The organism is Photobacterium sp. SKA34, assembly GCF_000153325.1.
Taxonomy (GTDB): Bacteria; Pseudomonadota; Gammaproteobacteria; order Enterobacterales; family Vibrionaceae; genus Photobacterium.
The window spans coordinates 835443-848241 of the sequence record NZ_CH724142.1 but is presented as its reverse complement, the minus strand read 5'-3'; the positions used below and the strand labels follow the sequence as shown (position 1 = coordinate 848241).

The 12799-nt window shown below is 39.3% G+C and carries 10 protein-coding genes; 8 read left to right on the top strand and 2 right to left on the bottom strand.

The window, feature by feature from the left end:
• Positions 1 to 119 precede the first annotated feature (119 nt).
• Positions 120 to 1634: a fumarate hydratase gene (locus SKA34_RS12810; protein ID WP_006645959.1), complete on the bottom strand. Its 1515-nt coding sequence runs from the start codon at positions 1632 to 1634 to the stop codon at positions 120 to 122.
• Between the two features lie 77 nt (positions 1635 to 1711).
• On the opposite strand from SKA34_RS12810, the gene pabB reads away from it, so the two are divergent.
• The 5 genes from pabB to SKA34_RS12785 all read left to right on the top strand — a co-directional run bounded on the left by pabB (position 1712) and on the right by SKA34_RS12785 (position 8173).
• Positions 1712 to 3208 (top strand): aminodeoxychorismate synthase component I, encoded by a 1497-nt coding sequence (gene pabB, locus SKA34_RS12805; protein WP_006645958.1) that lies wholly within the window; start codon positions 1712 to 1714, stop codon positions 3206 to 3208.
• An 82-nt stretch (positions 3209 to 3290) separates the two neighbouring features.
• Positions 3291 to 3896 (top strand): CoA pyrophosphatase, encoded by a 606-nt coding sequence (locus tag SKA34_RS12800; protein WP_006645957.1) that lies wholly within the window; start codon positions 3291 to 3293, stop codon positions 3894 to 3896.
• 186 nt (positions 3897 to 4082) lie between these two features.
• Positions 4083 to 5336: an amino acid permease gene (locus tag SKA34_RS12795; RefSeq protein ID WP_006645956.1), complete on the top strand. Its 1254-nt coding sequence runs from the start codon at positions 4083 to 4085 to the stop codon at positions 5334 to 5336.
• A gap of 236 nt (positions 5337 to 5572) precedes the next feature.
• Entirely contained in the window at positions 5573 to 6934 is a 1362-nt protein-coding gene (locus tag SKA34_RS12790) for an L-serine ammonia-lyase (RefSeq protein ID WP_006645955.1), read from the top strand.
• A gap of 357 nt (positions 6935 to 7291) precedes the next feature.
• Entirely contained in the window at positions 7292 to 8173 is an 882-nt protein-coding gene (locus SKA34_RS12785) for a helix-turn-helix transcriptional regulator (RefSeq protein WP_006645954.1), read from the top strand.
• 99 nt (positions 8174 to 8272) lie between these two features.
• Here SKA34_RS12785 and SKA34_RS12780 read toward each other — a convergent pair whose 3' ends face one another.
• Positions 8273 to 8863, bottom strand: coding sequence for a GPR1/FUN34/YaaH family transporter (locus tag SKA34_RS12780; RefSeq protein ID WP_006645953.1), 591 nt, complete (start codon positions 8861 to 8863; stop codon positions 8273 to 8275).
• An 827-nt stretch (positions 8864 to 9690) separates the two neighbouring features.
• Between SKA34_RS12780 and SKA34_RS12775 the strand changes: the two genes are divergently transcribed.
• The 3 genes from SKA34_RS12775 to SKA34_RS12765 all read left to right on the top strand — a co-directional run.
• Positions 9691 to 10653 (top strand): porin, encoded by a 963-nt coding sequence (locus SKA34_RS12775; protein WP_006645952.1) that lies wholly within the window; start codon positions 9691 to 9693, stop codon positions 10651 to 10653.
• A 176-nt stretch (positions 10654 to 10829) separates the two neighbouring features.
• Positions 10830 to 11093 (top strand): GrxA family glutaredoxin, encoded by a 264-nt coding sequence (locus SKA34_RS12770; protein ID WP_006645951.1) that lies wholly within the window; start codon positions 10830 to 10832, stop codon positions 11091 to 11093.
• 269 nt (positions 11094 to 11362) lie between these two features.
• The coding region (locus SKA34_RS12765; protein WP_006645950.1) for an aspartate:alanine antiporter at positions 11363 to 12799 on the top strand (1437 nt) is incomplete at its 3' end.

Sequence of the window (12799 nt, the reverse complement as noted above, 5' to 3'; positions counted from 1 at the left end):
TTTAACTTAACAATCCTGTTTCATATGTGAAAATAGAGTCAATATCACAGTCATTCCAAGATAAATGAGACAATAAAAAAGGAGCCGAGGACTCCTTTTCTTATATATGCTTATAAAGCTTATTTTTCCATTTCAGCGATATTTACACGCCATGTGTCAGGGCCTGTTTGGTGAGCATTGGTACCATTCGAATCAACGGCAACTGTTACTGGCATATCTTCGACTTCAAACTCATAAATCGCTTCCATACCAAGATCTTCAAACGCCACTACACGTGATTTTTTAATTGCTTTCGCAACTAAATAAGCAGCACCACCAACAGCCATTAAATAAACGGCTTTATGTTGCTTGATTGACTCAATTGCAGCAGGACCACGCTCAGCTTTACCAATCATTCCCGTTAGGCCCGTTTCGCCTAACATCATATCGGTAAATTTATCCATACGCGTCGATGTTGTAGGGCCCGCAGGACCCACGACTTCATCACCCACCGCATCAACAGGACCAACGTAGTAAATAAAACGATTATTGAAATCAACGCCTTCAGGTAAACCTTTTCCTTTGACTAACATTTCTTGAATACGTTTATGCGCCGCATCACGACCAGTTAAAATCTTACCTGACAGTAAAACTGTCTCGCCTGATTTCCACTCTTGAACATCTGTTTTTGTAACCGTATCTAAATTTACGCGACGAACACTATCGCCCACTTCCCATGTAACTTCAGGCCAATCTTCTAGCTTGGGTGGCGTTAATTCTGCAGGACCAGTGCCATCTAAAGTAAAGTGCACGTGACGTGTTGCGGCACAATTAGGGATCATACAAACAGGCTTCGAAGCCGCATGTGTTGGTGCGGATTTGATTTTTATATCAAGAACTGTTGTTAAACCACCTAAACCTTGGGCACCTATACCAAGCTTATTGACACGATCGAAGATATCTAAGCGTAATGCTTCTTCTGTTGTCTGTGCCCCACGCTCTTTCAATTCATGAATATCAATTGATTCCATCAATGATTCTTTCGCAAGCACAGCCGCTTTTTCTGCTGTTCCACCAATACCAATACCCAACATACCAGGAGGACACCAGCCAGCCCCCATCAGTGGTACTGTTTTTTCAACCCATTCAGCAATATCATCAGATGGGTTCAACATCACCATTTTAGTTTTATTTTCAGAGCCGCCACCTTTAGCTGCTAACTGAATTTCAACCTTATTACCTGGCACCATATCAATATGAACAACTGCAGGCGCATTATCTTTCGTATTAATACGACGACCAGCAGGGTCCGCAACAACCGATGCACGTAACGGGTTATCTTGGTTGGTATAACCTTGACGCACACCTTCATCAATCATCTGCTGTACAGTAAGATCGCTATCCCACTGTACGTTCATACCAATCTTCACGAAACAGGTAACAATACCTGTGTCTTGACAGATTGGACGATGCCCTTCGGCTGACATACGAGAGTTTATTAAAATTTGTGCAATCGCATCTTTTGCGGCTTGGCTTTGCTCTTTGTTATAGGCTTTTTCTAAAGCTTGCACAAAATCCAGTGGGTGGTAATAAGAAATATATTGTAATGCATCTGCCACACTACTAATTACGTCTTCTTTACGGATGACAGTCATAGTTGCCCTCGTTGAGTTATATCATTCCATCGCGCCCGAAATTTACTTTCAATTTGTAGGGAAGATGTTCACGTTAATTGCATGCACATCTTTGGGCGTCGTTCTCTGAATATGATACTCTTGCACTTATTATTGCGCTACGCGCCAATCAAACTTTTGTCACAAAAAAGAAAATGATTTGTAAATCACATCCAGAATTAAGCATTACATCGCTCGCCTACTCAAAAGATGCGGCATTAACATGGTTTGCACCACTCTCTTCTTTGCCATGGGCAATGATATTACGCTCGGCAGCAGAGAATCATCCAGATAACCGTTTTGACATTGTCGTTGCCGATCCTTTAGCCACTATTGAATCTGAAAATGGGATAAGCAAGGTCTGTTATGCAAATGGTACAGAAGAAACGTATACCGGTGATCCATTTGCATTCATACAATCAGTACAAGCGCAATTATTACCAGCAGTTAGTCCAATTACGGCACTGCCATTTATTGGTGGAGCGTTAGGCTATTTTAGTTACGATTTAGGTCGTCAGGTTGAAAATATCTCAACAATTTCTGAACATGATATTCCGCTACCTGATTTAGCATTAGGGATCTATGACTGGGCATTAATTGTTGATCATCAAGAACAAACCGTAACGCTAGTAGAACCACAAGGGACTAAGCGTCAAACATGGCTTGAACAACACCTTACGGCATTATCACAACAACAATCCGCAACAGATTTAAACCCTGTCGATAGCTTTTCCTTAACATCTACTTGGTCATCCAATATGACCAAAGAAGATTACTGTAACAAATTTAACAAAATCCAAGATTATCTGTTGTCTGGTGATTGTTATCAAATCAACTTGGCGCAGCGTTTTTCTGCCAGCTACACTGGTAATGAATGGCAAGCATATCTAACTCTTGAAGCAGAAAACGGAGCGCCATTCTCTGGTTTTATCCGTTTAAAACAAGGTGCGATTTTATCGGTATCTCCAGAGCGTTTTTTACAACTTCGTGATGGACTGATTGAAACTAAACCGATTAAAGGAACTCGACCACGTAGCAAGAATACCGTTCAAGATAATGCCAACGCCCTAGCGCTTCAAAATGCTGAAAAAGATCGTGCAGAAAACTTAATGATTGTAGATTTACTGCGTAACGATATTGGTCGCGTTGCCACACCCGGTACTGTTCGAGTACCACACCTTTTTAAGATTGAAAGTTTCCCTGCCGTACATCACTTAGTTAGTACAGTCTCAGGCGAATTACCAGCGGATCACAGTGCGACAGATCTATTAAAAGCATGTTTCCCCGGTGGTTCGATAACAGGTGCTCCAAAAGTACGAGCAATGGAAATTATTGAAGAGTTAGAACCGCACCGCCGCAGCATTTATTGTGGCAGCATCGGTTATATCAGTCGTTGTGGCACAATGGATACCAGTATTACGATTCGTACATTGGTCACTAATGAACATAAAATTCATGCGTGGGCTGGAGGCGGAATAGTTGCTGATAGTGATCCAGATAGCGAATATCAAGAAACACTCGACAAATTGAGTAAGATTCTGCCAACCTTACAATAGATACTGATAAATGCATCGCAGTGATTTTTAAAATAAAAAAATATTTAAGGTGAATACACCTTCATTTTACTAACGAGGTTTTATGGTTGGACAGCAGCAAATTTTAAGTCGATTTCTTCTTGCACCCAGTCTTCAATATGATCAAAACCATCAAGATCGAATTCGACAACATTGGGAAGACTCATACCGATTTAAGCAAGCTGCTGTTTTGATCCCTCTCGTTCATCGCGAAAATGGCTTTAATGTCGTATTAACTCGTAGAGCAAAACATCTTAAACACCACCCGGGACAAATTGCTTTTCCTGGTGGGCGATTTGAACCGACAGACGAGGATTTAATCGCAACCGCTATTCGTGAAACATTTGAAGAAACAAATATTACTTGTTATCGCAATGATGTACACGGTTGCCTTTCTACCTTACCGACCATAAGTGGGTATATGGTCACGCCTTTTATCGCCACAATAGATCCAGATTACATCCCCATCGCAGATCCCAATGAAGTCGAACATATCTTTGAAGTGCCGCTTATTCACTTACTCAATCCATCCAATATTCGCCAACATCAATTTTTAATCAACGGCAAAAACCACCATGTTTACAATATCCCATATAAAAATTACTCTATCTGGGGAGCTACAGCACAAATGATAAAACTGCTATCGAATCAAATCTGGCATGATAGTTAATCTTCTTTAGACGTTTATTAAAAAAAAACAACTTTAAAATTGTGATCCCAACGAGCTTTTTTTGTAGAACAAATAAATTCGATTACATAACGAGATCTTTATCATTGTATTCCAGCCGTAAATAGCGAGAATGCACGTGTTCCTAAACAACGTTCCGTTCCGTTCCCTTTTTTTGGATTACAAAAAATGCAAAATACATCGACCGCAGTTAAAACTGGTGTAGAAAAAACTCGTTGGACTTATAAAGATTTCACATGGGCATTGTCACTCTTCGGTACCGCCGTAGGTGCTGGTGTTCTATTCCTTCCTATTAAAGCAGGTGCGGGCGGTTTTTGGCCGTTGGTTATTTTAGCACTTATCGCAGCACCAATGACTTGGCTTGCTCACAAAGGCCTTGCTCGTTTTGTTCTTTCTGCGAAAAATCCAAATGCTGACATTACAGATACCGTTGAAGAACATTACGGAAAAACAGGCGCAAATCTTATAACATTTGCTTACTTTTTTGCTATTTTTCCGATTGTACTTATCTACGGTGTAGGTATTACCAATACAGTGGATTCTTTCATGGTTAACCAATTAGGCATGGACTCTGTTCCTCGTTGGTTACTATCCGGTGTGCTTATTTCACTAATGACTGCAGGTGTTGTATTTGGTAAAGAGCTGATGCTCAAAGCAACGTCGGCAATGGTTTACCCTCTGGTTATCATTTTACTTCTATTGTCTATTTACCTAATTCCTGATTGGAACATGTCAATGGTGTCTGTGGCACCTGATTGGTCATCAATGCCTACTGTTATTTGGCTAGCGATTCCTATCATCGTGTTCTCTTTCAACCACAGCCCTGTCATCAGCCAGTTTGCAAAAGAGCAACGCCATGTATATGGCGATAATGCAGTTAAGAAGACGGACATGATCACAGGCGGTGCAGCAATGATGCTCATGGGCTTTGTTATGTTCTTCGTATTCTCTGTCGTATTGTCTATGACACCAGAGCAGTTGAACATGGCGAAAGAGCAAAATATCTCTGTTCTTTCATACTTAGCAAACGTGAAAGAGTCACCTGCGATATCTTACCTAGGTCCACTGGTTGCTTTTGCTGCTATCACTTCAAGCTACTTTGGTCACTTTTTAGGTGCACACGAAGGCCTTGTAGGTCTTGTTAAATCTCGTAGCAGCCTGCCTGTAAATACGATTGAAAAACTGTCTTTGGCATTTATCGTTATCATTACGTGGATTGTGGCAATTAAAAACCCAAGTATCTTAGGCATGATTGAAACGATGGGTGCGCCAATGATTGCAGCTATCCTATTCCTGCTGCCTGTTGTTGCGATGCAAAAAGTACCTGCAATGGCAAAATACAAAACATCTGTTGCAGCACGCATTTTCACAGCGGTTTGTGGTATTGCGGCAATCAGTTCAGTAATTTACGGCGCTTTCTAAAATTGTAATAACTATCGGTTATACAAACATAAAAATACTTCTTTTTTGAAGTGTAAAATGTAAGAAATGATATAGCGATCTGGTACAATAAGCGCAATCTATACGATAATTAAGAGCAGGATGCTAAACGTCCTGCTCTTGTTTTTTTGTACGCTCGCCAAGGAAGTGGCGAGTCATAAAACGCATACAGTCATGGCCGGAGGCAAGAATCGCTTCCCCCGACTGAGGTAATAGACATGATCAGTGTTTTTGATATTTACAAAATTGGTGTGGGCCCTTCCAGCTCACATACTGTCGGTCCAATGAAAGCAGGTAAAGAGTTTATCGATGATTTACGTGCAATGGGCAAGTTACGTGACATAACTAAAATTACAGTTGACGTATACGGCTCTCTCTCTCTTACAGGTAAAGGGCACCATACTGATATCGCTATCATCATGGGACTTGCTGGTAACAGCCCTGAGCATGTTGATATCGATAGTATTCCAGGCTTTATTGCCCGTGTAGAAGAAACGGAGCGTCTGCCTGTTGGTATGCATTGTCATACCGTTGATTTTCCACGTGATGGCGGTATGAATTTCCATACGACCAACCTTTCACTGCACGAAAATGGTATGTCAATCCATGCTTGGATCGATGATGAGAATGTTTTCTCTAAAACATATTACTCTATCGGTGGTGGTTTTATTGTTGATGAAGAAAACTTCGGCAAAACACAAGAATCAAATGTTGTCGCTCCTTACCCATTTAAGTTTGCATCAGAACTTATTGACCAATGTAAAGAACATGGTTTATCAGTCAGTTCTTTAGTCATGGCGAACGAACGCGCAATGAACACAGAAGATGAAATTAGCAATTACTTTGCTAACATCTGGAAAACAATGCGTGATTGTATGGAGCGCGGTATGAACGAAGAAGGCATCCTACCGGGTCCTCTTCGAGTACCTCGCCGAGCAGCAGCACTTCGTCAACAACTAATGACCTCAGAAAAGCTAAGCAACGATCCAATGACAGTTGTTGATTGGGTAAATATGTTTGCTTTTGCAGTGAATGAAGAAAATGCAGCTGGCGGCCGTGTTGTAACAGCTCCAACGAACGGTGCTTGTGGCATTATTCCGGCAGTACTTGCTTACTACGACAAGTTTGTTCAGTCTGTTGGTCCTAAAGAGTACACACGTTATTTTGCCGCTTCTGGTGCTATTGGTAGTCTTTACAAGCGTAATGCCTCTATCTCTGGTGCTGAAGTTGGATGTCAGGGTGAAGTTGGCGTTGCATGTTCTATGGCGGCAGCTGGTCTTGCTGAGCTGATGGGGGGTAGCCCAGAACAAGTTTGCATGGCAGCTGAAATAGGAATGGAACACAACCTTGGTTTAACGTGTGATCCTGTTGCTGGTCAAGTTCAGGTTCCATGTATCGAGCGTAACGGTATTGCGGCAGTTAAAGCCATTAACGCTACACGTATGGCACTTCGCCGCTCATCTGATCCACGTGTTTCACTTGATAAAGTCATTGAAACAATGCTTGAGACAGGTAAAGACATGAATGCTAAATACCGTGAGACATCTCAAGGTGGTCTAGCGATTAAGGTTATTTGCTAATCTTTAAGCGTAAACTTGTTAGAAAAGCTGCTTTCAAAGCAGCTTTTTTTATACCTTGTATTTACAACGACAGCGTATGAGCATCATCATATCCCGTTTACAGGGCATAAGTCCTAAATTACTTATAATCACATATCAAGATGCATGCATTTTATATAGATAAACATACTCAATATGATCAATAACAAGAGTTGAGTAGATTTCATCTATTCAACCGTTTCTTTTAACCCTATACTCATGCGCATGTACCTTGGTATCAGCATATTCTAAAATAGAATACCGGTGCATATCGAACGGTCGCCTAGTTATGGTGTGTAATGATGGATTTGTTTCCACTTTTAGAGAAGCAGTACTGGTATGAAATATAAGCGTATCCTCTCTCAGAGCCACGTAGTTCTAAAAGAGTTTTATGTCGACCACCACTTGATTGTAAAATTATCAAATGTTCAGGGTGATGTTCACATCAACGGTCATGCTATTGAATTAAAAAATAATAGTACTTTTGTCGTTCCTAAATTCAGTCATATCTCTTGCTCTATTAACCAGCTTAATAACCAAGAAAATATTGAATTACAATTGTTGATGATCGATGAAGAATCTATCACTGAAGCATTCAAATATATTAGTGCGTTAAAACAGCCTACTTTCCCAACGGCAAGTTGTTCTCCTGTCTACACGATCCCAACACCTGCAATAGTGGATCAAAACTTCGTTCTGTTTAATAAATTACTGCCTTCGATATGTGGCTCTTCCATGGAAAAAACGCTGCTAAGCCAGTGTTTAGTCTTTATTTTAATGGCATTAAATGAAGCAGGTATTGATGTCTTCAACGTTTACCGCTTCAACTATGATGAACCTAAAGAGCGGACTATTGCGCGCTTAATTACCCAAGATCCTCAACGTAAGTGGAGTGTCGACGATATGGCCAAAGCGCTCTTTACAACGCAATCTACACTGCGTCGACATTTAGCAAAAGAAGGGGTTTCATTTAGCCAATTATTACTTGATGTTAGAATGGGTTTAGCGTTGAACTACCTTACTTTTTCAAATTATTCTATTTCACAAATAAGTAATCGATCTGGTTTTGGGAGTGCTGCGTATTTCTGCGATGCATTTAAACGTAAATATGGTATTACCCCTTCACAATTTAGAACAACATCACGTCAAGAAAATGATGTTAACCCTGAAGGCCACTTTACTTATAAACCTAACATTCAAATTACTGAATCTTGCTTTTAAATATTATTTCTATCGCATGTCATAGCGTTATTTTTTAGATTTTAGATATAAAAAAACCTCGTAATCAACGAGGTTTTTTTGTCTCAATGCTTAACAAAATTAAGCAGCTGCTTTTAAGCTTACTTGCTCAGTCTTAAGCTCACCAACAGGTAAAATTGTGCGGCCGTATTCAGCATTTAATACTTGAGCCATTGCAAAGTAAATTGCACTTAGACCACAGAAGATACCTTCAATACCTGCGATAAAACCAATTGTTGTATTACCCGTAAAGTCACGAGCTGCTAACAAGAAGAATAAAATAGTTAGAGAACCAAATACTACTTGTTTAGCACGAGGGTAACGTAAAGACCCGATAAACATAAATGCAGTAAATAGGCCCCAAAGTGTTAGGTACCAAGCCATGAACGGTGCTGGACTTGCTGCAAAACCCATCTTAGGTAATGCGATAAGACCTACTAGCGTTAACCAAAATAACCCATAAGAAGTAAACGCCGTTGTTCCAAACGTATCACCACGCTTAAAGCACATCATGCCTACAAGAACTTGACCTAGACCACCATAGAAAATACCCATCGCTAGGATCATTGAATCCAATGGAAAAATTCCAGCATTATGAATGTTTAAAAGAACGGTAGTCATACCAAAACCCATTAAGCCTAATGGCGCTGGGTTCGCTAATTTCGTAGACATGTATTTCCCCTGCAGGAGTAATTCAACAAAAGTGATAAATTTTAAAATATAGGTGCATGCTAAATGCGCCGCGAATTCTAATTGATGGTGCGATCCAGATCAATGGTTAACTAACGAAAAAGGTAAGAAAGTGAGAAAAAATGAGAATTCGTCCGATTTTGTAAAGATTTTTAATAATAACATCTGTTGAATTTTGTTAGAGAATATGAATTCATGAATAACTATATACTATATACTATATTGGAATAATGATATCCAATATGATTTTAACCATATGATTTAATTTATTTATAAAACAAGACAGACATAAAAATTCATTGTGCTTAATTTGAAAAAATACGATATATAGAGAGATACAAATGATAGAAACTCCCCATTTATCATATAAATGATGATATATAACTCAAAATAGTTGACAAAATAGCACTTTCATTACCTTTTATAGCTTAGAGTAATAAAATCCCACATTCTAAAGCAATTCTCATATCCAATATCCTGATCATCATATCGTTAACTTATTTGATAGCGATTAAATCGCCCCCCTCTCTTTTCTTTACTTTTTATTTGGTGGGGAGTATTCACACTCTTTTAAACCGACTTTAATTGGTTTCTTTATCTATATATTTACATGAGACTATGTTTTCTTGTGATCAAATATCACCTTAATCGAAATACATAGCAGTTCACATAAAACACCTACTTAGTTCATTGATATATGTAATGAAAGTAACTTTTTACTTACACATAAATTTAACATTCATGCACTAATCTGCTCTCATTCAAGAGGCACTGAAGCCCAAATAACATTCTTTCTAGGGGATTAGAAAATGAAAAAAGTAGCATTGGCATCGGCATCGGCATCGGCAATTTTAGCGTCATTAACAGCAGGAACAGTAAACGCTGCAACTGTTTATCAAGATGATGATAAATCACTAAGTATTGGTGGTCGTGCTGAAGCACGTTTTAACCTTTCAGATAAAAACAAAGATGGTGGCACAGGTAATGCTTTTAAAGATAAGAGCCGTGCCCGTATTAATCTAAAAGGTAAAGCAAAGATAACTGATCAAGTGACTGCTTTTGGTAAGTATGAAGCTGAAATCTCTGATAGTAGTGATTCCACTGTAAAGAGTCGTTACGTATTTGCAGGGTTTGATACTCAAGCAGGTGCGTTCTCTTACGGTAAGCAAGACTCAGCACAGGTTATGCTGACAGATTACACAGATATTCTTGCTACCTTCGGCGGTGACGCTGTTGATCTTGTTGCTGGTAACGAAGATAAACGTGAAAATAACTTTTTATACGCTGGTGAATTCAATAATTTCACAGTTTCAGCTAACTACATTGCAGAAAACAATAACGCTGACAAAGATTCAGACAGCTACGGTATTGCTGCACAATATGCCTTTCCATTTGGCCTATCTCTAGGTGCAGGTTATGTAAGTGGCAAAGATGGTGTTGACGTTGATGCTAACCAATACAACTTAGCAGCAAGCTACGAGTTTAATAATTTCTACCTTGCAGGTACTTATGCGAGTGGTGAAAATGGTAAGACGGACCTTACCGGTTACGAGTTTGCTACTGCATATAAAATCGATAAGTTTATCGCTCAAGCGGTATACAACTTCAAGCAATCAGAAACTGCCGGTGTTAAAGAAGACGATAAAGATTACTTTGCATTAGAAGGTATTTATAAGTTCAATAAGAACCTACGTACTTACGCTGGTTACAAATTCCAACAAATTGATGACCAAGATGACGAATTACAAATGGGTATTCGTTACGACTTCTAAGTTGCCCTAAACGGTAATACAAGCCAAGCCTCGTGCTTGGCTTTACTTTTTGGCGTAGTCCCTTCTTGAAATATATCTCACCATCGATTTTCTCTATTGCTTTAACAGGTAAATCCCCCTTTCTCTATCAATAAACACACGTTATAGTAACAACATAATTTTGCAGGAGAGATTTTATGTTCGTAGTTATTTTTGGTCGCCCAGGTTGCCCATTCTGTGTACGTGCTAAGGAATTAGCAGAAAAAATTAAAGTAGAACGCGACGACTTTAACTTCCGTTACGTTGATATTCACGCGGAAGGCATCAGTAAAGCTGATCTAGAAAAAACGGTTGGTAAACCAGTTGAAACAGTGCCACAGATTTTTGTTGATCAAGAGCACATTGGTGGCTGTACTGAATTTGAAGCTTACTCTAAAGAACATAATCTACTTTTCCAATAAGAAATAAATTCAATTAATAAAAGGTCGACATTGTTCGGCCTTTTTTTTGCTCTCTATTTTATTACTTACAGACAACGTAAATGAACAGTATTTTTAACGTACAGTAATCCGTTTTATTGTCGCTTTTATTCCATCTTATTAAGAATACACATTCAGAAGTTATTAATACTAACTTTCAACATTTTTTTAGAATATACGCTATAACAGTCTGAAAAAATCAGATAGAATTTGACAACTTTTACTTCTCCACTATTGTCGGAAATTCTGTTGTGAACATTGATGTAGCAGCACTTCTACACCATAATGATATTTTATTACTCTTTGTTGTCCTTGCTGTAGGTTTAAGTATTGGCAAAATACGTTTTGCTAAGATGAGCTTAGGTAATTCTATTGGCGTTTTAGTTACAGCACTGCTGTTTGGTAATGCTGGTTTTACTTTTGATACTGACGCTTTAAACATTGGCTTTATGCTGTTTATTTTTTGTGTAGGTATAGAAGCGGGTCCAAACTTTTTCGGCATCTTTTTTCGAGACGGTAAGCACTACCTTTTACTTGCGCTCGTCGTTTTACTTTCTTCCATCGCGATAACCATGACAATGGCGCATTATCTACATATGGATATTGGCCTTGCGACAGGTTTAATGGCGGGTTCCTTAACTGCTACTCCAGTTTTAGTGGGCGCTAAAGACGCATTAAATACTGGGCTTTCAGGTATAACCGATCCTGCAATGATTAAACAGCTTACAGAGAGTTTAAGTGTTGGTTATGCTATGTCCTATTTAGTGGGTTTAGTAAGTCTGATATTCCTTGCTAAACTCATGCCTACACTTCAAAAACAAAACCTTGCTGAATCATCACAACAAATTGCACGTGAACGTGGCATTGGTGAAGTCTCACAACGGAAAGTTTACCTGCCAATTATTCGCGCATACCGTGTTGGACCAGAGCTGATTAATTGGATTGATGGCCGTAACCTTCGAGAATTAGGTATCTACCGCCAAACTGGGTGTTATATCGAACGCGTACGTCGTAACGGTATATTAGCGAACCCTGACGGTGATGCGATTTTACAAGAAGGTGATGAAATTGCGCTAGTCGGTTACCCTGACAGCCACGCTCGTCTTGATCCTAGCTTCCGTAATGGTAAAGAAGTTTTTGATCGTGATTTATTAGATCTCCGCATTATTGAAGAAGAGATCGTGGTAAAAAACGATGGTATAGCCGGTAAGCGTTTATCAGAATTGAACCTTTCAGAGTACGGTTGTTTCTTAAACCGTGTTGTGCGTGCTCAAATCGAAATGCCGATGGATCATAACATTCTGTTAAACAAAGGTGATATTCTGCAAGTTAGTGGCGAGAAAAGTCGTGTTCATGGTTTAGCAGAACGTATTGGCTTTATTTCTATCCACAGCCAGATTGCTGACTTATTAGCTTTTTGTTGTTTCTTTATCATAGGTTTACTGCTTGGTTTAATTACCATGAAGTTTGGCCATATCGCGTTTGGTTTAGGTAGTGCTGCAGGTCTTTTAATTGCAGGTATTACACTTGGGTTTTTACGTGCAAACCACCCTACTTTCGGTTACGTCCCTCAAGGGGCATTAAATATGGCGAAAGATTTAGGCTTGATGGTCTTTATGGTTGGTATCGGCTTAAGTGCCGGCTCTAACCTTTTTGAATCCATTGCTCATATTGGTTTAACTGTTTTT

Bases quoted from the DNA above. Each gene is read 5' to 3' on its own strand.
- SKA34_RS12810 (WP_006645959.1), bottom strand. From the start codon at position 1,634: ATGACTGTCATCCGTAAAGAAGACGTAATTAGTAGTGTGGCAGATGCA.
- SKA34_RS12800 (WP_006645957.1), top strand. From the start codon at position 3,291: ATGGTTGGACAGCAGCAAATTTTAAGTCGATTTCTTCTTGCACCCAGT.
- SKA34_RS12795 (WP_006645956.1), top strand. From the start codon at position 4,083: ATGCAAAATACATCGACCGCAGTTAAAACTGGTGTAGAAAAAACTCGT.
- SKA34_RS12790 (WP_006645955.1), top strand. From the start codon at position 5,573: ATGATCAGTGTTTTTGATATTTACAAAATTGGTGTGGGCCCTTCCAGC.
- SKA34_RS12785 (WP_006645954.1), top strand. From the start codon at position 7,292: ATGAAATATAAGCGTATCCTCTCTCAGAGCCACGTAGTTCTAAAAGAG.
- SKA34_RS12780 (WP_006645953.1), bottom strand. From the start codon at position 8,863: ATGTCTACGAAATTAGCGAACCCAGCGCCATTAGGCTTAATGGGTTTT.
- SKA34_RS12775 (WP_006645952.1), top strand. From the start codon at position 9,691: ATGAAAAAAGTAGCATTGGCATCGGCATCGGCATCGGCAATTTTAGCG.
- SKA34_RS12770 (WP_006645951.1), top strand. From the start codon at position 10,830: ATGTTCGTAGTTATTTTTGGTCGCCCAGGTTGCCCATTCTGTGTACGT.